The sequence below is a fragment of the Frigoribacterium sp. CFBP 8759 genome (assembly GCF_014841655.1).
Lineage (GTDB): Bacteria > Actinomycetota > Actinomycetes > Actinomycetales > Microbacteriaceae > Frigoribacterium.
The window spans coordinates 738,422-761,437 of the sequence record NZ_JACYUH010000003.1; the positions used below are offsets into that span (position 1 = coordinate 738,422).

A 23,016-nucleotide genomic window follows, 5' to 3' on the forward strand; every position below is an offset into this window, starting at 1 on the left:
CTTCGCGTTCTCACGTGAAGCAACCTGACAAGAATAGCCCATGTTCGGGCCTGCTCGTGTCACTCCGGTCGTGCTCAGGCCGTCAGGGTCACGATCACGGCTTCGGGGCGGCACGAGAACCGCACGGGGGCGTAGATCGAGGTGCCCAGACCGGCCGAGATCTCGAGGTGTGCGGTCTTGCGGGCGTGGCTCCAGGTCGTCAGACCGCTGACCTTGCTGCGCGGCAGGTCGCAGTTGGTGACGAGGGCACCGTAGCCGGGCACCTGGACCTGTCCGCCGTGGGTGTGCCCGCCGAAGATGACGTCGGCACCGTTGTTGACGAAGGAGTTGAGCACGCGTTGGTACGGCGCATGGGTGACGCCGATGCTGATGGGCTCGGGTCCACCGTGGTCGTCCTGCCAGCCCACGTTCTCGCGGAGGTCGTCGAGGGCACCGGGGATGCGGTCGAGGCGGTCCCAGCCGCGGTGGGCGTCGTTGACCCCGAAGAGTTCGAGGCGCGAGCCTCGCATCTCGAGCGCACGGGCCCTGTTGTTCAGGTCGAGCCAGCCGAGCTGGTCGGTGAAGAACGACTGCATCCGGTCGACGTCGAGGTCGACGGGCGTGCGGTGGGCCTTGCTCGGGCCGCCGAAGTAGGCCAGGGGGTTCTTGGGGGAGGGTCCGTAGTAGTCGTTGGAGCCGTTGACGAAGACCCCGGGGACGCCTCGGAAGGGCTCGAGGGCGTACTCGAGCGCGGTGTGGGCGTCCTCGTGGCCGATGTTGTCGCCCGTGTTGACGATGAGATCGGGTTCGAGCACGGCGAGGCCGCGGATCCATTCCTGCTTCTCGGCCTGCCAGGGTGCGAGGTGCAGGTCGGACAGGTGCAGGATCGTCAGCGTCCGGGAGCCGGGCTCGAGGACGGGCAACACCTCGTGCCGCACGGTGAACCGGTTGCGTTCGACGAACACGCCCCAGGCCAGCGCCCCGAGGCCGACGGCCGCGCCCGCTGCTGCGGTCACGGCCGTCGTCTGGAGGGCGCTCGGCCCGCCGGTGCTCCGTGGGCTCACGCGCAGTTGCCCGGGTCGTTGCCGTCCCTGTCGCCGTAGACGGTCAGCCCGATGGCCGAGTCCTTCGCGACGGACGTGTTGGCGGCAGGATTCGTCGAGGCGACCTGGCAGGCGTTCTTCCCGTCTCCGGGCGTGAAGCCCGCGATGGACACCTTGGACGCGTCGAACCCGGCTCCGCCGATCGACTTGACCGCGTCGCCCACCTTCTGCCGGGTCACGTCCGGGACCGCGGCTGCGCCGCTGCCGTCGCTGGTGAAGACCTTCACGGTCGTGCCCTTGGACACGACGCTGCCCACGGCGGGGTCCGAGCCGATGACCTGACCCGCGGGCAGGGCCGACGGCTGGGTGCCACCGTCCGCGTAGACCAGGGAGACGCCCCTCAGCAGCGCCTGGGCGGCCGAGGGCGTCGTGCCGGCCATGTCGGGCACGGCGACGCCCGAACCGCGGAGCACCGCGCCCGAGGCCTCGCCGAACGCGCCTCCCGGGTACACGGTGTTGTTGACGCTCTGGACGGCCTTGAAGTACTGCACGCGGGCCGTCGCGTAGCTGGTCGAGCCGGCCAGGTTGGGGGAGTTGTAGCTGCGGAGGCTCTTCTTGGGGCCGTCCGCGACGCCCTGCCACACGGCCGTGGCGATCTTCGACGTCGCGCCGATGATCCAGATCTGGTCCTTGAGGTCGGTGGTGCCGGTCTTGCCGATCTCGGGGTAGCCGTCCGCCGGGAGGCCGCCGACGCCGGTGCCGTTCCGCCAGAGGCCCTGCATGGCCACCGCGGCGGCCGCGGCGACCTGGGGGTCGACGACCTGGCTGCACGACTGCGGCTGGCCGCCGAGGTCGACACCCTTGTCGTCCTTGATGTTGTCCACGATGATCGGCGAGCAGTAGACGCCGCCCGCGGCGATCCCGGCGTATGCGGTCGCCATGGTCAGCGGCGCGATCTCGTCGGCGGTGCCGAGGATCGACGACGCGAAGTCGTGCATCTCGCCCCCGTCGGCACGGTGAACGCCGAGCTTCTTCGCGACGCCGTTGATGTCGGCGATGTCGAGCTTCTCGGCCATGGCCGCGTAGGCCGTGTTCATCGACTTGGCCGTCGCGTCCGCGACGCTCATCTGGCCGGGCTGCTCGCCCGCGTCGTTCTTGGGGGCGTATTTGTTGCCCCGGCTGCCGTCGATGGTCATGTTGAACGTCCGCGGCTTGGCGTTGACGCTCTCGTAGATGCCGTGCCCCTGCTCGAGCCAGTCGATGAGGGTGAAGGGCTTGTAGGTCGAACCGGGCTGGAAGCCGATCGATCCGCCGTAGTCCCGGTCGGTGCTGTAGTTCACCGAGGTGAGGGTGCGGTCGGGGCTCGACGTCTCGGAGAACGTGGTGTTCTGTGCCATCACGACGACGCGGCCGGTACCGGCCTCGACGCTGTCGACCACGCTGCCCAGCTGGAAGTTGGCCTCGCTGGCCGGAGCGTACTTGTCGACCTGCGCCTTGGCGTTCTCGTTGAGGTCGAGGTTCAGCGTCGTGTAGACGTCGTAACCACCGGTGTTCCAGTTGGCCTGGCGTTCCTCAGGAGACGAGCCCAGGACGGCGAGGTCCTTGATGCTCTTCTTCACGTAGTCGCAGAAGTAGGCGGCCGAGGGGACCGTGACCGCGCCGCAGCCCTGCGTGGGCGCCGTGAGGACGACGTAGCTCTCGACGGGCGTGGCCAGAGAGGCGTCGGCCGTCGCCTGGTCGATGTCCTTCTCGGCGAGCATCGACTTGATGATGACGTCGCGCCGGGCCTTGTTGGCCGGGTACTTCTCGGGCGTCGACATGTTGCGCGAGTCCGGGTACTGGACGATCGCGATGAGGCTCGCGGCCTCGGGGACCGTCAGGTCGGCCGCGCTCTTGTTGTAGTAGTGCTGGGCGGCGGCCTGCACGCCGTAGGTCTGGTCGCCGAAGTACGCGATGTTGAGGTACGCCAGGAGGATGTCGTCCTTGCTGTACTTCTTCTCGAGCCCGATCGCGAACTTCATCTCTTCCAGCTTGCGGTCGAGGGTCGTGGTGGTCGCCTCCTTGTAGGCGGCGTCGCGCTCGTCCGCCGTCGGCAGCTGCTGCGACTGCGCGATGCGGATGTTGCGGACGAGCTGCATCGTCAGGGTCGAGCCGCCACCGCTCGCGCCCAACTCGCCGGCGCCTGCGGAGCCCACGGCCGCGCGCACGAGCGAGGTGACGTCGACGCCGCCGTGCTCGTAGAAGCGACGGTCCTCGCCGGCGACGACGGCGGTCTTGAGGTTCGGGCTGACCTCGTCCCACGAGAGCTCGACGCGGTTCTCGCTGTAGAGGGTCGCGAAGGGGACCTGCTGCCCGCCCTGGGTCGCGTACAGCGTGTTGCGCTGCTGCAGCTTGCCGATCTCGATGTACTCGGGGATCGACTCGAAGACGCCGATCGAACTCGAGGCCGTCATGCCGGCGACCGCGATGGCCGGTGTCACGCCGATGGTCACCAGGAGGCCGGCCAGGACGCTGAAGCCGACGAATCCGAAGAGTGCCCCGATGGCTGACGTGGGCTTCGATTTTTGGGCAGACATAGGATCAGGGTAAGCGACATCGCCGATTTTCAAGCTGAACGGAAGCCGAAATGGTCCTTTGGGAGTACACGACGACGCCCCTGCTGGTGCACAACAGCACGGCGATCCTCAACAACTGGGGCTCCGACGGATGGGAACTCGTCCAGGTGACCCAGGGGCCCGAGGGTGGTCCCGTCGCGTGGCTGAAGCGCCCTCGGCAGGACGCCTGATGACGACGGTCGACGAGCGCCTGGCCGAGCTCGGTCTCGTCCTCCCTCCCGTCGCGGCACCCGCGGGCTCGTACGTCCCTGCCCTCCGCACGGGGTCGCTCGTCTACACGGCGGGGCAGCTGCCGTTCGTCGACGGTCGGCTGCCGACCACGGGCAAGGTGGGTGACGGTCACGGGCTGGTCGAGCCCGCCGACGCGCAGGCGCTGGCCGCGACCTGCGTGCTGAACGCCCTGGCCGCCGCGGCGACGGTGCTCGACTCGCTCGACGACGTCCTCCGCGTCGTCAAGCTGACCGGTTTCGTCGCCTCCGATCCCGGCTTCTCCGGCCAGCCCGGGGTGATCAACGGCGCGTCCGACCTCCTGGGCCAGATCTTCGGCGAGGCCGGGCGTCACGCCCGGAGCGCCGTCGGGGTCGCGGTGCTGCCGCTCGACTCGCCGGTCGAGGTCGAACTCGTCCTCGAGGTCCGCTGACGCGCCTCCTCGTCCGGTCGTGACGACGGCCCCTCCTCTCGACGAGGAGGGGCCGTCGTCGCGCCGGGGTCAGCGCATCTCGGCGGTGATCACCGACATGACCGACGTGTCCGCCAGCGTGGTCGTGTCGCCGACCTCGCGGCCCTCCGCCACGTCCCTCAGCAGGCGGCGCATGATCTTGCCCGAGCGCGTCTTCGGCAGCTCGTCGACGAGCACCACGGTGCGCGGTCGCGCGATCGCGCCGATCTGGTGGGCGACGTGCGCGCGCAGGGTGGCCACCGCCTCCTCGGGGGTCTGCGTCGTCCTCGCCTTGTTCCGCAGGATGACGAAGGCGACCACCGCCTGACCGGTGGTCTCGTCGGCGGCACCGACGACCGCCGACTCGGCGACGATCGGGTGCGACACGAGGGCCGACTCGATCTCGGCGGTCGACAGACGGTGACCCGAGACGTTCATCACGTCGTCGACCCGGCCGAGCAGCCAGATGTCGCCGTCCTCGTCGCGGCGGGCACCGTCGCCGGCGAAGTAGCGGTCGCCGAAGCGGCTCCAGTACGTCTCGACGTAGCGGTCGGGGTCACCCCAGATGCCTCGCAGCATCGACGGCCACGGCTCGGACACGACCAGGAGGCCGCTCTCGCCGTTCGCCACCGGGGTGCCGTGGTCGTCGACCACGTCGACCGAGATGCCCGGCAGGGGGGTCTGGGCCGATCCGGGCTTGGTGGTGGTGACACCCGGCAGCGCCGAGATCATCTGCGCACCCGTCTCGGTCTGCCACCACGTGTCGACGATGGGCGTCCGGCCGGCACCGATCACCTCGCGGAACCACAGCCAGGCCTCCGGGTTGATGGGCTCGCCGACCGACCCCAGGAGGCGCAGGGACGTCAGGTCGCGGGCCGCCGGGATCTCCCTCCCGGACTTCATGAAGCCCCGGATGGCCGTCGGCGCGGTGTAGAAGATCGTCACCCCGTACTTCTCGACGAGGTCCCACCAGCGGCCCGGTGCGGGGAAGTCGGGGGTGCCCTCGTAGAGCACCTGCGTCGCACCGTTGGCGAGCGGGCCGTAGACGACGTAGCTGTGCCCGGTGATCCAGCCGACGTCCGCCGTGCACCAGTAGACGTCGGTCTCGGGGTGCAGGTCGAAGACGACGGAGTGGCTGTAGGCGACCTGCGTGAGGTAGCCCCCGGAGGTGTGCAGGATGCCCTTGGGCTTCCCGGTCGTGCCGCTCGTGTACAGGATGAAGAGCGGGTGCTCGGCCTCGAACGGATCGGCGACGTGTTCGGCGTCCACGGTCTCGATCGCGTCGTGCCACCAGACGTCGCGGCCGTCGGTCCAGTCGACGTCGTTGCCGCCTCGTCGGACGACGAGGACGTGCTCGACCGTCGAGTCGCCGTCCACCGCCAGGGCCTCGTCCACGGCGGCCTTGAGCGGGGAGACCGCTCCCTTGCGCCAGCCTCCGTCCGCCGTGACGACCAGGCGGGCACCGGCGTCGTCGATGCGCGCGCGCAGGCTCTCGGCGCTGAAGCCGCCGAAGACGACCGAGTGGACCGCCCCGATCCGGGCCACGGCGAGCATGGTCACCACGGCCTCCGGGATCTGCGGGAGGTAGACGACGACGCGGTCGCCCGCCTGTACGCCGAGTGACAGCAGCAGGTTCGCCGCGCGCTTGACCTCGTCGGTGAGCTCGGCGTAGGTCACCGAGCGGGCGTCGCCGGGCTCGCCCTCCCAGTGCAGCGCGACGCGATCCCCGTGCCCTGCCTCGACGTGACGATCGAGGCAGTTGTAGGCGACGTTCAGCGTTCCGTCGGCGAACCACCGGGCGAAGGGCGCGTCCGACCAGTCGAGCGTCTCGGTCGGGACCCGGTCCCACGTGAGCCGCTCGCGGGCCTGCTCGCCCCAGAAGGCGAGGCGGTCGGCGGCGGCTCGTCCGGCGAGGTCCGAGCCGGCGACGGCCGTCCGGGCGAAGTCGGCAGGCGGGGCGAAGGTGCGTCCTTCGGTGGGTCGGTCGTCGGTGCCGTCGAGCATCGGAAGTCCTCTCGCGTCGTTGCGTGAACCGCGGCTCGGAGCCGCGCCGACGACCTTACTCCGGAGGTCCCACCGGGCAAGGGCGGGCCGCGCGCGCGTGGCGGCCGGACGACGTGGTGTTCCGGAGCCGACCTGGGGTACACTTGGCGAGTCGGATTCAATTCCGACGTGCGTCGTGCTGATTCCCCCCAATCGCTCGGCGCACGTGGCGGCACCGGTTCCCCCCAACCGGTGCCGCCCCTCTCTTTTAACCCGGCGGTCGCCCGGGTGGATGGACGGCTCGTCCCCAAGGGCGTTCATCGACGATCCGTCCCCACGGTGCTCTACCGATCTGTCTGTGCCGCCCGGGCGCTCCCTACGGTCGGGACCATGTTCTCCGCGCCTCAGCTCGACACCGCCGGTCACCCGTCCCTCACCCTCCGTCACCCTCCGTCCCGCTTCACCCTGCCTCCCGTTCCGGCGCTCGGCATGGACCGGGGTACAGACGCTCGATTCGGGGTACAAGGACGCCTTGCGCGACCCGAGCGTTCCGCATTCGGGCCTCTGGGGCGCCTCCTCGACGATCCGGCCGTCACCGACGTCTTCGTGACCGGCGGCGTGGGTGTCTGGGTCGATCGCGGCGACGGGGCCGAGCCCGAGACGAGCGTCCATCTCTCCGAGGCCTCGGCTCGGCAGGTCGCGGTGCGCCTGGTCTCGCTCGGGGGACGCCACGTCGACGAGTCGAGTCCGTGCGTCGACGTGCGCCTGGGTGACGGTCTCCGGGTCCACGTCGTCCTGCCTCCGCTGGCGGTCGCGGGGACGGCGATCTCGATCCGGGTGCCCCGGGTCGAGTCGATGTCGCTCCTCGACCTCGATCGTCGGGGGTTCTTCCCCGCGGGGGCCCTCGAGGCGGTGACCGGCTGCGTGGAGCGCCGTGTCAACGTCCTGGTCAGCGGGTCGGGCGGCGCCGGCAAGACCACGTTCCTCGCCGCACTGTTGTCCGAGGCTCCCGTCTCCGACCGCATCGTCACCATCGAGGACGTCGCCGAGTTGCGGCCACGCCATCCACACGTCGTGGCGCTCGAGACGCGGCAACCCAATCTCGAGGGAGCGGGTGGAGTCGACCTGTCCCGTCTCGTCCGCGAGGCGCTGCGGATGCGACCCGACCGTCTCGTCGTGGGCGAGGTCCGGGGGCCGGAGATCCGCGACCTGCTCTCGGCCCTGAACACCGGGCACGACGGAGGCGCGGGCACGGTCCACGCCAACGGTCTGGACGACGTCCCCGCACGACTCGAGGCTCTCGGGGCACTCGCCGGGCTCGGGGTGGACGCGCTCGCCCGGCAGGCCGTCAGCGCGATCGACGCCGTGTTCCACCTCGAGCGACGCGACGGTCGTCGGAGGCTCGCCGAGATCGGCCATCTCGCCGTGACGCCCGAGGGACGCCTGGTCGCGCGGACGGGATCACGGGGGTGACCGGTGGTCCGGGCCGTCGTCCCGGGGGCCCGGGCCCCGGACGCCGGAGGACGCGGCGGTCACGACTCACGCCGGCCGCCGTCCTGGTCGAACGCCTCGCCGTCCTCATCGGTGCAGGGGTCGCGCCCGCGAGGGCCTGGGGCCACGTCGGCGCGGTCGAACCCCCGGGCGCGATCCGACGGCTCGCCGAGGCGGTCGCGCTCGACGGCGGCGACGGCGTCGCGGTGTCGACGAGCCTCGTGTCCTGGCTCGACACACGACCCTTCGAGGGCGCCCAGGACCCCGACGGGCACGACCGCACCTGGAGGCAGGTCGCCTGCGCCTGGCGCGTGGCCGAGACGAGCGGGGCCCCGATGGCCGATTGCCTCCACTCCCTCGTGTCGGCGCTCCGGTCGGCCGACGAGGCGCGCCGTGACGTCCAGGTCGCCCTGAGCGGGCCACGGGCGACCGCGAACGTGGTCCTCGCCCTCCCGCCGGTGGGCCTCCTCTTCTCCCTGGGGCTGGGCTTCGACACCGGTGCGGTGCTCGTCGGCACCCCGATCGGTTGGGCGTGCGTCGGCGTCGCCGGAGGACTCGTGATGGTCGCCCGTCGGTGGAACGCCCGACTCGTGCGCGGCGCCCTCCCGTCGTCGAGGGTGCCGGGCCTGCGCCCCGAACTCCTCGCCGTGGCGTTGTCCGGGGGAGCCTCGTGGTCGGCGGGCCTCGCCACCGTCGACGAGGCGATCGTCTCGTGCGGGATCGAGGCCGCGGTCACCGAGCCACCAGGAGGCGCGGGCCCGGTCGGCGAGTCCGCCGACCGGGTCGAGCGGCGTCGGTGCGAGGCGGTGCTCGACCTGTCCCGTCGTGCGGGGGCACCGGCGGGGCTGCTCCTGCGGTCCGAGGCCCGCGAGCTGCGGCTGGAGGCCCGGACGGCCGCCCAGGCCGCCGCGGGCCGCCTCGGCGTCACCCTGATGCTGCCGCTCGGCGTGTGCATCCTGCCGGCGTTCCTGGTCATCGGGGTCGTGCCGCTGGTCGTCTCGCTCGTGTCGTCCACAGCGGGCTCCTGGTGATCGGTCGTCCCCAGCACGGTGCGACGTCTGCGAGCCGTCCGCGGAATGCCGCCAGGCTCGGAACGTCACCGATGAGGTGCCGACACCCACGAGAGGAACATCATGACCGTTGCCGAGACCCCGTCGCCCGCCGTCCCCACGTCAGGCCCTCCGTCCCCAGCTCGCCGTACCTCCCCGGCCGGCCGCCTCGCCCCGTTCGGCCGCCTCGCCTCGGTCGCGCGTCGCGTCGCCCGGGCCGACGACGGTGCCGCCACGGCCGAGTACGCGATCGTGATCATGGCCGCGGTGGGCTTCGCCGGTTTGCTCGTCACGATCATGAGGTCGGACGAGGTCCGGAGCATCCTCTCCGACCTGGTCCGGTCCGCCCTGTCGGTCGGGTGATCGCCGTGACGACCGGGGTCCGTGCGCGCCTCGTCCGTCTCCTCCGTCGAGTGGACGACGAGAGGGGAAGCGCGACGGTCGAGTTCGCGATGACGATGCCCGCCCTGATCCTGGTCGTCTCGTTCGTCGCGGCGAGCCTGGGCGTGACCTCGCAGTCGGTCCGCCTCGCCGACGCCGCAGCCGTGGTCGCCCGGCAGACCGCCCGGGGCGACCGTGGTTCGGTCGGCCCGACCCTCGCCCGGCTGGCGCCGGGCGCGGCGGTGTCCGAGTCCGTCACCGCCGACCTCGTCTGCGTCGACCTCCGCCGGCAGGTACGGCTCGGTCTCGTCGGCGAGGTCGCGTTGGCCTCCCGCAGCTGCGCACCGCGGGCCGGGGGATGACCGTCCGCCAGCTCCTCGGGAGCGATGGCGGCAGCTCGAGCGTGCTGGCGGCCGGCGCGCTCGTGACGATCACCGTCCTCGCCGTCGCGCTCGTCGGATCGCACTCGGCCCTCGCGGTCCGGTCGCGCACGGCCGGGGCGGCCGACGCGTCGGCGCTCGCCGCAGCCGACGCCCTGTCGGGGGCCGTCGTCGGTGCCGCCTGCGACCGCGCGGCCGCGACCGCGGAGGCGAACGGCGTCGCTCTCTCGGCCTGCGTCGTCGCGGGTGCAGAGGTCACGGTGGAGGTCTCGACGACCTTCGGTCCCCTCGACGTCGGGGCCCGGGCGACCGCCGGTCCGCCGCCCGCGACGGCCCCGCCCCGGGGCGGCGGCCCGTGAACGGGGCCCGGGCGTCGGGTGTGTATGGTGTGGCTGTCGGCTGCACGGCTCCCGACGTTCCTCGGGGTCGGTGGGAGCGATCGAGCACCCCGTCCTCGCCCTGCAGCCCCTCGCCCGGTCCGTCGGACCGGGTCGCCGCACCACCACCCAAGGAGTCCCGTGCCAGGCACGAAGAAACTGGTCATCGTCGAGTCGCCCGCCAAGGCCAAGACGATCGGGCAGTACCTCGGCGACGGATACGAGGTGCTCGCCTCCGTCGGTCACATCCGCGACCTCGTCGAGCCCAAGAACCTCCCGGCCGAGCTGAAGAAGGGGTCGATGGGCAAGTTCTCCGTCGACGTCGAGAACGGCTTCGAGCCCTACTACGTCGTCTCCGACGCCAAGAAGAAGACGGTCTCCGACCTCAAGCGCGCGCTGAAGAACGCCGACGAGCTCTACCTCGCGACAGACGAGGACCGCGAGGGCGAGGCCATCGCGTGGCACCTCCTGCAAGAGCTCAAGCCCAAGGTGCCGGTCAAGCGCATGGTCTTCCACGAGATCACGAAGGACGCCATCCAGAAGGCGCAGGAGAACACCCGCGACCTCGACACCGCCCTGGTCGATGCGCAAGAGACCCGTCGCATCCTCGACCGCCTCTACGGCTACGAGGTCTCGCCCGTGCTGTGGCGCAAGGTCGGCCCCGGTCTCTCGGCCGGGCGCGTGCAGTCGGCGGCGACCCGTCTCGTCGTCGACCGCGAGCGTGAACGCCTCGCCTTCGTCTCCGCCTCCTACTGGGACCTCACCGCGACCTTCGAGCCCGTCGCGGCCGAGGGGGAGTCGAAGGTCGCCTTCGGGTCACGCCTCGTCCGCGTCAACGGAGGACGCGTGGCCGCGGGGCGCGACTTCGACGACCGGGGCCGCTTGAAGAACGATGCCGTCGCGCTCGACGAGGCGGCGTCGCGGGCGCTCGCCGAGGCGCTGGGTTCGTCGGACGTCGAGATCGTCGTCGGCTCGGTGGACTCGAAGCCCTACACCCGCCGACCGGCGGCTCCCTTCACGACGTCGACCCTCCAACAGGAGGCAGCGCGCAAACTGCGCTTCTCGGCCCGACAGACCATGAGCGTCGCGCAGTCGCTCTACGAGAACGGCCACATCACCTACATGCGCACCGACTCGCCGGCGCTGTCGCAGCAGGCGATCGGTGCGGCGCGCAGCCAGGCGGCCAAGCTCTACGGGTCCGACACCGTCCCCGATAAGCCCCGGCTGTACACGGGCAAGAGCAAGAACGCCCAGGAGGCGCACGAGGCCATCCGTCCGTCGGGCGACACCTTCAAGACGCCGTCCGAGATGCAGAACGTCCTGCGGGGCAACGACTGGAAGCTCTACGACCTCATCTGGAAGCGCACGGTCGCCTCGCAGATGGCGGACGCCAAGGGTTCGACCGCCTCGGTCGTCGTCTCGGCGACGACCTCGGGACTCGTCGAGGGCATCGCGCCTCGCGCCGCCGCCGGGACGCTCGCCGAGTTCGCCGCGTCCGGCACGGTGATCACGTTCCGCGGGTTCCTCAACGCCTACGAAGAGGGTCGTGACGAGGACCGCCACGGCGCCGCCGAGCCGGCCGAGGCCAAGCTGCCCCCGCTGACCGCCGGTCAGGCCCTCGGCCTCGACGAGGTCGAGGCGAAGGGCCACGACACGTCGGCACCGCCGCGCTACACCGAGGCGAGCCTCGTCAAGACCCTGGAAGAGCTCGGCATCGGACGCCCCTCGACCTACGCCGCCATCATGTCGACCATCGTCGACCGTGGCTACGTCACCCCTCGCGGAACGGCCCTCGTCCCGAACTGGATCGCCTTCTCGGTGGTCCGTCTGCTCGAGGACTACTTCGCCGACCTGGTCGAGTACGACTTCACGGCCAGCATGGAGGACGACCTCGACCTCATCGCCGGCGGCGACGCCGACCGCGTGGACTGGTTGAACGGCTTCTACTTCGGCAACGAGTCGCACCGTGGTCTCCGCAAGGTCATCGACAACCTGGGCGAGATCGACGCGCGCGACATCAACTCCATCGTGCTCGCCGACGGCGTGACCCTGCGCATCGGTCGCTACGGCCCCTACCTCGAGGCGCCGGGCGACGACCCCGAGACGCCCCGTCGGGTCAACGTTCCCGAGGACCTCGCCCCCGACGAGTTGACGGCCGAGAAGGCCCGCGAGCTCATCGACGCCCCCGTCGTCGGCGACCGCGTGCTGGGTCTGAACCCCGAGACGGGCAAGGAGGTCATCGCGAAGGACGGCCGCTTCGGCCCGTACGTGACCGAGCGGACCCCCGAGTCGGCGACCGACGAGATCACGGCCGACCCCGCCACGGGCGAGGTGACCGAGCCGTCGTCCGCCGCCGCGACCACGACCGGGGCCAAGAAAGCTCCGGCGAAGAAGGCCCCCGCCAAGAAGGCCGCCGCTCCGAAAGAACGTACGGCGTCGCTCTTCAAGAGCATGGGCGTCGACACGGTCGACCTCGACACGGCGCTGCGGCTGCTCGACCTGCCCCGGACCGTCGGCACCGACCCCGAGAGCGGCGACGAGATCCAGGCGCAGAACGGGCGCTACGGCCCCTACCTCAAGAAGGGCACCGACACCCGGTCGTTGACGAGCGAGGACCAGATCTTCGAGATCGACCTGCCCGGGGCGCTCGAGCTCTACGCCCAGCCGAAGTACGGTGCCCGCAAGGCCAGCAGCTCCCTGAAGGAGTTCGAGGCCGATCCGGTGAGCGGCAAGCCCATCAAGGTGAAGGACGGCCGGTTCGGCCCGTACGTCACCGACGGCGAGACGAACGCGACCATCCCGCGGGGCGAGACGGTGGAAGAGGTCGACTTCGACCGCGCCGTCCAGCTGCTCGCCGACAAGCGGGCCAAGGGTCCGGCCAAACCCAAGGCGGCCGCCAAGAAGGCTCCGGCCAAGAAGGCACCCGCCAAGAAGGCCGCCACGGCCAAGGCACCGGCCAAGAAGGCCACCACCGCGAAGACGGCCACCGCCAAGACGACCACCGCGGCGAAGAAGGCGCCGGCCGCGAAGACGTCGGCCCCGAAGGCCCCGGCGGCCGAGTGACCGGCGGGGTAGGCCCTCGAGTCGAGGGCGCACGCTGACCATGCCCCTCTGGGAACACCTCACGGGTCAGCCCGACGCCATCGAGGCGTTGACCGCGGCGGCTTCCACCCAGCCCGGCAACGCCTCGATGACCCATTCGTGGCTCATCACCGGCCCGCCCGGCTCGGGTCGCTCCAACCTCGCCTACGCCTTCGCGGCCGCGTTGCTCTCACGAGAGCCGGCCGACGAGGAGGCGACCCTCCGGCAGGTCGCCGCGAGGTCGCATCCCGACCTCGCGGTCCTCAGCACGGAACGCATCATCATCACGATCGACGAGGTCCGGTCCCTGGTCGCGGCGAGCCAGTTCTCGCCGTCGGTGGGTCGCTACCGGGTGGTCGTCATCGAGGACGCCGACCGCATGACCGAGCGCACCTCGAACCTCCTGCTCAAGGCGCTCGAGGAGCCGCCACCCCGGACGGTCTGGCTGCTGTGCGCCCCGAGTGAGGCCGACCTCATCCCGACGATCCGCTCCCGCGTCCGCAGCGTGCGCCTCCGCATGCCCGCCGTGGCCGACGTCGCCGCGCTCCTCGAGGACCGCGACGGGGTGGAGCCCGAGATCGCCCTCGTGGCGGCCCGGGAGGCCCAGAGCCACATCGGCATGGCGCGGCGCCTGGCGCTCGACGCCTCGGCGAGGTCGCGACGTCGCCAGACCCTCGAGACCGCCCTGGGCATCCGCAGCGTCTCGGACGCCGTCATCGCGGCGGCGACCCTGCTCGCGGTGGCCGGCGACGACGCCAAGGCGATCACGGAAGAGCGTGACGCCGAAGAACGGGCGAGCGCGTTGCGCTCCCTGGGCGTCGAGCCGGGTGGCACCGTGCCTCCGGCGTTGCGAAGCCAACTGCGCGCCCTCGAGGACGACCAGAAACGGCGAGCGACCCGGAGCCTCCGCGACGGGATCGATCGCATCATGGTCGACCTCCTCTCGCTGTACCGAGACGTCCTGCTGCTGCAGCTGGGCGTCGACGAGCAGCCCATCAACGAGGCCATCCGGGCACAGCTCGACGCCGCGGCGACCGCTTCCACGCCGGCCGCGACCCTGGCCGTCCTCGACGCGATCGCCCTGGCCCGCCGCCGCATCGAGGCCAACGTGTCACCGGCCATGGCGCTCGAAGCCATGCTGGTGGTCGTCAGCCGTCACGCCACCCGCTGACCGGCGTCGGCGACACCGGCCCGGCGACACCGGCGTCGGCGACACCGGCGTCGGCGACACCGGCGACGGCGGCACCGGCCCGGCGGCGGCCCGGCGGCACCGGCGCCGGCGGCACCGGCCCGAGCACCGGATCGGCGGGGGGCGTCCACCCCTTTCCCCGGCGGCATGAGCGATGATGGCCTGATGAGCGACCCGAACGCCGCCCCCGGTCTGCGCGAGCGCAAACGTCTGGCCACCCGACGAGCGATCCAGGTCGCCGTCCTCGACCTCATCGTCGAACACGGGCTCGACGCGGTGACGGTCGACATGGTCAGCCGCCGGGCCGACGTCTCGCCGCGGACCTTCTTCAACTACTTCCCCTCCAAGGAAGAAGCCGTCGTCGGCGATCCGCCCGCGCTGCCGGACGGTCGAGACCTCGAGCGGTTCGTGGCCCAACGCGACGAGCCCGTGTTGTCGAGCCTGATCCAGCTGCTGACGCACGCCGTCGAGTCGGCCACGGTCGATCGCGAGCTCGTCGTCCTGCGTCGCCGGGTGCTGCGGGCGCACCCCGACCTGCTGGCCCGTCGCATCGCGTCGACGCGCGTCTTCGAGGAGCGACTGACGACCGTCGTCGCGCAACGCATGGCGGCCGACGAGGGAGTGGCGGACGACGCCGTCGACGCCTCGTTGCTCAGCCGCGCGCACCTGGTGTCGCTGGTCAGCATCGCCACCCTCCGCCATGCCTGGGCCGAGTGGATCGACGACGACGACGTGGACCACCTCAGCGACATGCGGTACAGCCTGCGCGCCCGCATGGAGGCCAGCTTCGTCGAGCTCGGTCGTCTCGTGACGCGTGAGGTCCGCTGATCCTGTACAGTATCTAATCGTGCCGCGAGGCACGGGCAACCGGCCGAGGCCGGCCCCGCCGCTTTAGCTCAGTCGGTAGAGCGTCTCACTCGTAATGAGAAGGTCATCAGTTCGATTCTGATAAGCGGCTCCACCACAGCCCCGGGTCACCACGACCCGGGGCTGTTCTCGCCCGAGGGCGTGCCGTCTCGAGGCCCCGGTCCCGGTCCCTCCGCCCCCAATAGTGGTGAGGGCGTCGTCGACTTGTACCCCGAACGGCCCCCGGGCGTCGTCCCGTCGCCCTACGGTCGATCTGCGACGACCACCTGATGCCGGAAGGAGGTGGCCCGCATGCCCCTCCGAGTGATCTGCACCGCGCTGCTCGCCGCCGTCCTGGCGGGCATCCTCCTCGTCGTCTGGGCCGGAGGCGACTCCTCGGCCCTCGCGACGGCCGGCGTGGCCGACGGACCGACGACGGTGGTCCTCGCGAGCGGCGACCCCGCATCCGAGGCGGGCCTCACGACCGAGGACGCAGGAGGCGCGGGGTGCGTCGACGACGCCACCGGCGCCTCCGTCCCCTCGCCCGCGCAGCCCGGCGCCGATGCCGGGAGCGGCGCGACGGGTGCCCCCGACGCGGCGAGCGGCGCCACGGGCACGACCGCCGCCGACCTCGACGCGTTCCGGACGGCGTACGACGAGCGGCGACAGGCGGCGTGCCTCGGGCTGCTGCCGGCCGCGAACGTGCGGTACGACGCGTGCCTCGAGCAGTACCTCTTCTGGGTCGCCGGCGACCCGAGCCCCGATCCGTTGAGCGCTTGGGGGCACAAGGGCGAGGTGGTCCGCAGCGACGGGGTGCCCCCGGTCGGCTGCGACGGCAACCTCGCGGGCGGCACGTCGACCACGGGCGACGTCGCCGCCGCCAAGTGGTGGGCCTCGGCCCCGCACCGCGACGCCGTCTACCGACCGGACTTCCGCGGAGACCTCGCGCACGCCTGTGTCGGGTTCGCCGCCGTGCACGGGGGAGCACCGGACGACAGCCCGGACTTCGTCCGTTCGGCCAGTCGTTGGTACGCCTGCTGAACGAACCGCGGGACGGCGCCTCGACCCTCGCGGGCCTCCCCGTCGGCGGTGACTGGTAGACAGTCCGCATGACACTTCGATGGGGAATCCTCGGCGCCGGCGGCATCGCCGCCACCTTCACGTCCGACCTGCAGGGGGCGGGGTCGACCGTCTCCGCCGTCGGATCGCGAGACCTGGCCAAGGCACGCGAGTTCGCCGACCGTGCCGGGGTCCCGGGGGCTCACGGCAGCTACGACGACCTGGTCGCCGACCCCGAGGTCGACGTGGTCTACGTCGCCACCCCGCACCCGTTCCACGCCGAGAACGCCCTGCTGGCCATCGCTGCCGGCAAGCACGTCCTCGTCGAGAAGGCCTTCACCGTGAACGCCATCGAGGCCGAGCGGGTCCACGCGGCCGCTCGCGAGGCCGGCGTGGTCGTCCTCGAGGCGATGTGGACGCGGTACACGCCGCAGAGCGCGCGACTGCGCGAGGTCGTGCGCTCCGGGGTCATCGGCGAGGTGCGCCTCCTGACGGCCGTGCACGTCCAGTCGCTGCCCACCGATCCCCACCACCGCATCAACGACCCGGCCCTCGGCGGCGGGGCCCTGCTCGACCTCGGGGTGTACCCGGTGTCGTTCGCGGACGACCTGCTCGGGGCGCCCTCGACGGTCTCGGCCGCCGCCACGCTGAGCGACCAGGGCGTGGACGCCCGCGTCGCGATCCAGCTCGGTCACGAGTCGGGTGCGACGGCCCAGCTGTACGCCGCCCTCGACACCTCGGGGCGCAACACGGCGACGCTGCTCGGCACCGCCGGCCGCATCGACGTCGACGACACGTTCTACGCGCCCGGGGGCTTCACGGTGCGTGATCAGGACGACGCCGTGGTCGAACGCTACGAGGCCGACGAGAACGGGCTGAGGGGCATGCACCACCAGGCGCTCGAACTCGAACGGGTCGTGGCGGCGGGCGAGCGAGAGAGTCCGCTGCTGACAGCCGCCGACGTCGTGGGCGTCATGCGCACCATGGACGAGGTCCGCCGACAGATCGGCGTGCGGTACCCCTCCGAGGGATGACGTGGGCGCGAGGCTCCGTATGATGTCCTCGATGAGCGATCAGGGTGAGCCACGTCACGACCGTCCCGAGTCGACCACGGGGGGCGACGGCGTCGGCTCCGGCGACGCGGCCCGGTCCACGGGGGCGGGCGCCTCGGTGCGGCGTTGGGTCTCCTCGCGTCCGCGGGGGGTCGTCGTGACGGCGGGCGTCCTCGCCTTCGCGCTGCTCGGCGGCGGCGCCGTGGCCGCCGGGGCCGCCACCGCGCCCGACGCCGGGACGGCACGGGCCACCGCGTCGAGCCCCGAGCCGGCGGTCACGGTCACCCCGACCCCGACCTCCTCGGTCGACCCCGCCCGTTCGGTTCCCGCCGAGATCCCGGGTGCCACGCGCCTCCGGACCTGCTCGGTCACCGGGGCCGCGTCGGACGCCCGTCTCGCCCAGTTCGAGGGCAGCGTGGTCAACGCCGCCACGGGCGAGGTCCTCTTCGACCGCAACGGCTCGACCCCGGCCCGCACGGGCAGCGTGTTGAAGACCCTGACGAGCGCGGTCGCCCTGTCGGTCCTCGGGCCCGACGCGCGTCTCACGACCCGGGTGACCGGCGACGCCGGGACGGGTGCCGTGTCCCTGGTCGGCGGCGGTGACGCCACGCTCAGCGCCACCGGCTCGAGCGTGTACACCGGGGCCCCCACGGTGGCCGACCTCGCGACCCAGGTGAAGGCGTCGCTCGGCGAGCAGCCCCTCACGCAGATCACGCTCGACGCCACCTTCTGGAACCCCTCCGACAAGTGGGACCCGTCCTGGAAGCGCACCGAGCAGACCATCGGGTACCACTCCGAGGTCACCGCGCTCATGGTCGACGGCGACCGGGCGAACCCCGCGGCCCAGACGAGTCCGCGCAGCACCGACCCCGTCGCCCGTGCCGGCGACGCCTTCCGCTCCGCGCTCGTCGCCGCGGGCGTCGTCGGCGCCGACTCCGCCACCATGACCCAGGGCGCCGCCACGAGCGGCACCGTGATCGCCCAGGTGTCGTCCCAGCCGGTCAGCCGCCTGATCTCGCAGCTGCTGCCGACCTCCGACAACACCCTCGCCGAGATGCTCGCACGCGTCTCGTCGAAGGCGTCCGGTGCCGACGGGTCGGCCGCGTCGCTCACCGCCCTCTACAAGTCCGTGCTCTCGTCGACCTACGGTCTCGACACGTCGTCGCTCACGATCATCGACGGGTCCGGCCTGAGCGAGAACGACGCCGTGCCCTCGACCTTCGTGGCGCGCCTGATGATCCAGGTCCTCAACCGCGAGCACGGCCTCGGCGTCGTCTACGACGCGCTGCCGGTGTCGGGCAAGACGGGCACGCTCGCCTCCCGGTTCACGGGCGCGAACGCCGTGGCCCGTGGTGCCGTGCACGCCAAGACCGGCTGGATCGACACGGCCTACACGCTCGCCGGCACGGTCGACGCGGCGGACGGCACGAAGCTCACCTTCGCCTTCTACGCGATCGGCTCGGTGCAGGACGACGCGCGGGCCGCCCTCGACACCCTGACGACGGCCGTCTACAGCTGCGGCGACAACCTGGCCAACGGCTGAGGCGTTCCGCTGTCGGTGCGGCGCGCGAGAATGGTCGCATGACCAGAGCACTCTTCGTCATCGACGTCCAGAACGACTTCACCGAAGGAGGCGCGCTCGGGGTCACCGGCGGCGCCCACGTCGCGCAGGCGGTCACCGACCACCTCCGCGCCCATCGCGACCGGTACGACCTCGTCGTCGCCAGCCGCGACTGGCATGCGGCCGACGGCGACAACGGCGGCCACTTCAGCCCCGAGCCCGACTTCGTCGACTCGTGGCCGGTCCACTGCGTGCAGGGGTCGACCGGTGCCGACTACCACCCCGACCTCGACACCGCCCTCGTCGACGTCCACGTGCTCAAGGGCGACGGTCGGCCGGCCTATTCGTTGTTCGACGGGCTCGTCGACGACGGGCGGCCGTTCGGTGACGTCCTCGCCGCGACGGGCGTCGACGAGGTCGACGTTGTCGGTCTGGCGACCGACCACTGCGTCCGGGCCTCGGCCCTCGACGCCGTCACCGCCGGGCTCGGGGTCACGGTGCTGACCGACCTCGTGGCGGGTGTGGCCCCGTCTCCGAGCGAGGCCGCCCTGGCCGAGCTGCGCGCGGCCGGCGTGCGCACGGTCCCGTCGTCCGACGTCGTCGACGGCTCGACCGGGGTCCCGGCGTGAGCCGCCCGGTCGTGACGGCCGCCGAGCGTCGTCGCGTGGTCGAGGCCGTGCCCACCGGCCTCTTCGTGGGGGGCTCGTGGGGCCCGTCGTCCTCCGGCGAGACGATCGACGTCGTCGACCCGGCCACGGGCGAGGTCCTGGTCGCGGTGGCCGACGCCACTCCCGCCGACGGCCTGCGGGCCCTCGACGCCGCGGTCGCCGCGCAAGAGGACTGGGCGGCCACGTCCCCCCGCCACCGCAGCGAGGTGTTGCGTCGCGCCTTCGACCTGCTGATGCAGCGGCGCGACGACTTCGCCCTCCTGATGACGCTCGAGATGGGCAAGCCGCTGGACGAGTCGCTCGGCGAGGTCACCTACGGCGGCGAGTTCCTCCGCTGGTTCTCCGAAGAGGCCGTGCGCGTCTCGGGTCGCTACGGCACCAACCCCGAGGGCACCGGCCGGACGACGGTGTTGCACCGCCCGGTGGGCCCGTGCCTGCTCATCACCCCGTGGAACTTCCCCCTCGCCATGGCGACCCGCAAGATCGCGCCCGCCCTCGCCGCCGGCTGCACGGTGGTCGTCAAGCCGGCCGAGCTGACGCCGCTCACGACGCTCGCCTTCGCCGCCCTGCTCGCCGAGGCGGGTGTTCCCGACGGGGTGGTGAACGTCGTGACGACCCTGTCGGCGAACGACGTGTGCGAGCCCCTGATCCGTGACCCGCGCCTCCGGAAGCTCAGCTTCACGGGGTCGACGCCGGTCGGGTCGACGCTGCTGACGCAGGCCTCCCAGCAGGTGTTGCGCACCTCGATGGAACTCGGGGGCAACGCGCCCTTCGTGGTCTTCGACGACGCCGACCTCGACGCCGCGGTCGAGGGCGCGATGCAGGCGAAGTTCCGCAACGTGGGCCAGGCCTGCACGGCCGCCAACCGGTTCATCGTGCACGAGTCGGTCGCCGACGAGTTCACCGCCCGGGTGGTCGAGCGCGTACGCGGGCTCCGGGTGGGCGCGGGGACCGACGACGGGGTCTCCGTGGGCCCGTTGATCGACGACCGGGCCGTCGACAAGGCCGACCGCCTGGTCCGCGACGCCGTCGCCCACGGCGCGGTGGTCGAGACCGGCGGCCACCCCGTCGACGGTCCGGGCACGTTCTTCGAGCCGACCGTCGTGTCGGGCGTCGCCCCCGGCAGCGAGATCCTGACGACCGAGATCTTCGGCCCCGTCCTGGCCGTCTCGACGTTCCGGGACGAGGCCGAGGGGGTCCGCCTCGCGAACGACACCGAGTTCGGGCTCGTCGCCTACGCCTTCACGCGGGACCTCGCCAGAGGGCAGCGGCTGGCCGAACGGCTGCAGACCGGCATGCTCGGGCTGAACGTCGGCGTGGTGTCGAACGCCTCGGCCCCGTTCGGCGGCGTCAAGTCGTCGGGCCTCGGCCGCGAAGGCGGTGCCGAGGGCATCCACGAGTACCTCGAGACGGTCTACGTGCTCACCCCCGACCCGTTCGCCGCCGCATGAGCGCCGTCGAGCCGCTGCGCGTCGGCATCGTGGGCTACGGGCTCGCAGGACGGGTGTTCCACGGCGCGCTCCTGGCGGCGGACCCGGCCTGGCAGGTCGATGCCGTCGTCACGCGCGACCCCGACCGTGCCGGGCAGGCCGCCGCGGCGCATCCCGGTGCCGAGGTCGTCGCCGACGTGGACGACCTCTGGCGTCGTGAGCTCGACCTGGTCGTCGTGGCCACCCCGAACGACACCCACGTCGAGACCGCGGTGCGTGCCCTGCGAGCCGGGGCCGCCGTGGTGGTCGACAAGCCGCTGGCGACCTCGGCCGACGACGCCCGCGGGCTCGTCGGGCTCGCCGAGTCGCTGGGGCGGCCGCTGACGGTCTACCAGAACCGGCGGTGGGACGGCGACTTCCTGACGGCGACGCGTCTCGCGGGGTCGGGTGAGCTGGGCGACGTGCACACGGTCGAGTCGCGTTTCGAGCCGTGGAAGCTCGAGAACCGCCTCGGCTGGAAACGTCGGGCCACCTCCGCCGACGGTGGCGGCATCCTGTTCGACCTGGGCCCGCACCTCGTCGACCAGGCCGTGCGCCTCCTGGGGCCGGTCCGGTCCGTCCATGCCGAGATCGCGACCCGCCGCCCGACCGGCTCGGCCGACGACGACGTGTACCTGTCCCTCGAGCACGACGGGGGTCGACGGTCGCGGCTCACGATGAGCCACGTCGCAGCCCTCCCCGGGCCGAGGTTCCGGGTGCTGGGGTCGGCCGGCGCGTACGAGGTGCACGGCCTCGACCCGCAAGAGGCCCAGCTGTCGTCCGGACTGCCGCCGGTCGATCCCACCTACGGGGTCGACGCGGGCGATCGTCGTGGTGTCGTCGTCACGGGCGGCACGCGTCGCGACGAGTCGACCGATCCGGGGCGCTATCCCGAGTTCTACTCCCGACTGGCCCGGGCGCTCCGAGGCGACGGTGACCTCCCGGTCGACCCCTGGGACGCGGTCCGGGCACTCGAGGTCATCGAGGCCGCCCGCCGTTCCGCGGGGGAGGGACGCGTGGTCCGCCTCTGAGCCGGTGGCTCGCGGCGAACCGCGAGCAGCCGGCCGCGGCGAGCGGGGCGGCGGTCGACTCGTCCCCGGTCAGAGCCGCGTGGACCAGTCGACCGTCGCGAGCGTCGCCTCGACGTCGACCTCGGCGAGGGTCGACGGCGACCACCGGGGCCGGCGGTCCTTGTCGATCACGCGTGCCCGGATGCCCTCGACGAGATCCGGTGATGCGGCGAGCGAGGTGACGATGCCGAGTTCCTGCCCCAGCACGGCCTCGAGGTCGGGTAGACGGGCCGCCCGCCTCTGGGCTTCGAGGGTCAGGACCACCGACGTGGGCGACGCCGCCACGAGGTCGTCGACCACGGCTCCGGCGTCGGCGAGACCCTCCTCGGCGAGCTCGTGCAGGCGGGACACGATCGTCCCGGCGTCGTCGCCGCGATAGGCGCGATCGATCCACCCGGCGGCATCCGCGAGCTCGGACGGCCCCGCCGTCGTGCCCAGCGCCCGCACGGCGTCGGGGCCGCCCTCGGCCAGTGCCGGCAGGACTCGAGTCAGCTCGGAGGACGGGACGAACAGGTCGGCGAAGCCCGTGTGCAGGGCATCGGCAGCCGTCATCGCGCGGCCCGTCAGGGCGAGGTGGGTGCCGAGCTCGCCCGGGGCTCGCGACAGCAAGAAACTCCCGCCCGCGTCGGGTGTCAGCCCGATGCGGGTCTCCGGCATGCCCACCGAGCTGCGTTCGGTGACGATGCGGAGCGTGACGTGACCGCCGAGCCCGATGCCGGCACCCATCGCGATGCCGTCGAGCAGCGACACGATCGGCTTCGACCAGCGCGACAGACGCAGCGTGCCACGGTACTCGCGCCGCCACATGTCCACGCTGCGCCGAGGGTCCGTCGTGGCGGCGGCGTGGATCCACGCGATGTCGCCCCCGGCACAGAACCCCCGTGGCCCGGCGCCCCGCAACAGCACCGCCGAGACCCGCGAATCGTCCTCCCAGGCGTCGAGCGCCTGCTCGACGAGCCCGAGCATCTCGAGCGTCACCGCGTTGATCTTCTCCGGGCGGTTGAGGGTGACGACACCGACCCCGCGCTCGACGTGGGTCAGGACCGCGGGGGCGACATCGCTCAT

Annotated in this window: 20 protein-coding genes and 1 tRNA gene; 17 read left to right on the top strand and 4 right to left on the bottom strand. The window is 72.1% G+C overall.

Annotated elements, in window-relative coordinates:
* Positions 1–74 precede the first annotated feature (74 nt).
* Both IFT79_RS13555 and IFT79_RS13560 read right to left on the bottom strand, forming a co-directional pair.
* Positions 75–995, bottom strand: coding sequence for a metallophosphoesterase (locus IFT79_RS13555; RefSeq protein ID WP_123570827.1), 921 nt, complete (start codon positions 993–995; stop codon positions 75–77).
* Positions 996–1,039: 44 nt separating this feature from the next.
* Complete coding sequence (locus tag IFT79_RS13560) at positions 1,040–3,598, bottom strand: transglycosylase domain-containing protein (protein ID WP_082460303.1); 2,559 nt, start codon at positions 3,596–3,598, stop codon at positions 1,040–1,042.
* A 50-nt stretch (positions 3,599–3,648) separates the two neighbouring features.
* Here IFT79_RS13560 and IFT79_RS13565 point away from each other — a divergent pair, with 50 nt between their 5' ends.
* Complete coding sequence (locus IFT79_RS13565; RefSeq protein WP_167599048.1) at positions 3,649–3,807, top strand: hypothetical protein; 159 nt, start codon at positions 3,649–3,651, stop codon at positions 3,805–3,807.
* A complete protein-coding gene (locus IFT79_RS13570) occupies positions 3,807–4,277 on the top strand; it encodes a RidA family protein (protein WP_056046459.1) in 471 nt (156 codons plus the stop codon). The genes IFT79_RS13565 and IFT79_RS13570 overlap by 1 nt, the downstream gene beginning before the upstream one ends.
* A gap of 69 nt (positions 4,278–4,346) precedes the next feature.
* Here the strand turns inward: IFT79_RS13570 and acs are convergent, their stop codons facing one another.
* Positions 4,347–6,299, bottom strand: a complete 1,953-nt coding sequence (gene acs / locus IFT79_RS13575) for an acetate--CoA ligase (RefSeq protein ID WP_192124703.1) — start codon at positions 6,297–6,299, stop codon at positions 4,347–4,349.
* A 369-nt stretch (positions 6,300–6,668) separates the two neighbouring features.
* Here acs and IFT79_RS13580 point away from each other — a divergent pair, with 369 nt between their 5' ends.
* The 15 genes from IFT79_RS13580 (at position 6,669) to IFT79_RS13650 (ending at position 21,912) form a co-directional block, all read left to right on the top strand.
* Positions 6,669–7,751: a TadA family conjugal transfer-associated ATPase gene (locus IFT79_RS13580; protein WP_192124705.1), complete on the top strand. Its 1,083-nt coding sequence runs from the start codon at positions 6,669–6,671 to the stop codon at positions 7,749–7,751.
* Positions 7,748–8,800, top strand: a complete 1,053-nt coding sequence (locus IFT79_RS13585; protein WP_192124707.1) for a type II secretion system F family protein — start codon at positions 7,748–7,750, stop codon at positions 8,798–8,800. The genes IFT79_RS13580 and IFT79_RS13585 overlap by 4 nt, the downstream gene beginning before the upstream one ends.
* A 102-nt stretch (positions 8,801–8,902) precedes the next feature.
* Positions 8,903–9,181, top strand: a complete 279-nt coding sequence (locus IFT79_RS13590; RefSeq protein WP_192124709.1) for a DUF4244 domain-containing protein — start codon at positions 8,903–8,905, stop codon at positions 9,179–9,181.
* 5 nt (positions 9,182–9,186) lie between these two features.
* Positions 9,187–9,561, top strand: a complete 375-nt coding sequence (locus IFT79_RS13595; RefSeq protein ID WP_192124711.1) for a TadE family type IV pilus minor pilin — start codon at positions 9,187–9,189, stop codon at positions 9,559–9,561.
* Positions 9,558–9,938 carry an Rv3654c family TadE-like protein gene (locus IFT79_RS13600; RefSeq protein ID WP_192124713.1) on the top strand — a complete coding sequence of 127 codons (381 nt, stop codon included), beginning with the start codon at positions 9,558–9,560 and terminating at the stop codon, positions 9,936–9,938. Before IFT79_RS13595 ends, IFT79_RS13600 begins: the two co-directional genes overlap by 4 nt.
* 159 nt (positions 9,939–10,097) lie before the next feature.
* Positions 10,098–13,019, top strand: coding sequence for a type I DNA topoisomerase (gene topA, locus IFT79_RS13605; RefSeq protein ID WP_192124715.1), 2,922 nt, complete (start codon positions 10,098–10,100; stop codon positions 13,017–13,019).
* 40 nt (positions 13,020–13,059) lie between these two features.
* A complete protein-coding gene (locus IFT79_RS13610; RefSeq protein ID WP_192124717.1) occupies positions 13,060–14,208 on the top strand; it encodes a DNA polymerase III subunit delta' in 1,149 nt (382 codons plus the stop codon).
* Between the two features lie 183 nt (positions 14,209–14,391).
* Positions 14,392–15,054, top strand: a complete 663-nt coding sequence (locus tag IFT79_RS13615; RefSeq protein WP_055971509.1) for a TetR/AcrR family transcriptional regulator — start codon at positions 14,392–14,394, stop codon at positions 15,052–15,054.
* A 57-nt stretch (positions 15,055–15,111) separates the two neighbouring features.
* A tRNA-Thr gene (locus IFT79_RS13620) sits at positions 15,112–15,187 on the top strand.
* Between the two features lie 197 nt (positions 15,188–15,384).
* Positions 15,385–16,113 carry a hypothetical protein gene (locus IFT79_RS13625; protein ID WP_192124719.1) on the top strand — a complete coding sequence of 243 codons (729 nt, stop codon included), beginning with the start codon at positions 15,385–15,387 and terminating at the stop codon, positions 16,111–16,113.
* 68 nt (positions 16,114–16,181) lie between these two features.
* Complete coding sequence (locus IFT79_RS13630; protein ID WP_192124722.1) at positions 16,182–17,165, top strand: Gfo/Idh/MocA family protein; 984 nt, start codon at positions 16,182–16,184, stop codon at positions 17,163–17,165.
* A gap of 31 nt (positions 17,166–17,196) precedes the next feature.
* Positions 17,197–18,726, top strand: a complete 1,530-nt coding sequence (gene dacB, locus IFT79_RS13635; RefSeq protein ID WP_192124724.1) for a D-alanyl-D-alanine carboxypeptidase/D-alanyl-D-alanine endopeptidase — start codon at positions 17,197–17,199, stop codon at positions 18,724–18,726.
* Between the two features lie 38 nt (positions 18,727–18,764).
* Positions 18,765–19,373: an isochorismatase family protein gene (locus tag IFT79_RS13640; protein WP_192124726.1), complete on the top strand. Its 609-nt coding sequence runs from the start codon at positions 18,765–18,767 to the stop codon at positions 19,371–19,373.
* Positions 19,370–20,863, top strand: coding sequence for an NAD-dependent succinate-semialdehyde dehydrogenase (locus IFT79_RS13645; protein WP_402751887.1), 1,494 nt, complete (start codon positions 19,370–19,372; stop codon positions 20,861–20,863). The genes IFT79_RS13640 and IFT79_RS13645 overlap by 4 nt, the downstream gene beginning before the upstream one ends.
* On the top strand, positions 20,860–21,912 hold the full coding sequence (locus IFT79_RS13650) for a Gfo/Idh/MocA family oxidoreductase (protein WP_192124728.1): 1,053 nt from the start codon (positions 20,860–20,862) through the stop codon (positions 21,910–21,912). The genes IFT79_RS13645 and IFT79_RS13650 overlap by 4 nt, the downstream gene beginning before the upstream one ends.
* Positions 21,913–21,981: 69 nt before the next feature.
* On the opposite strand, the gene IFT79_RS13655 is transcribed toward IFT79_RS13650, so the two are convergent.
* On the bottom strand, positions 21,982–23,016 hold the full coding sequence (locus IFT79_RS13655; protein WP_056046437.1) for an enoyl-CoA hydratase/isomerase family protein: 1,035 nt from the start codon (positions 23,014–23,016) through the stop codon (positions 21,982–21,984).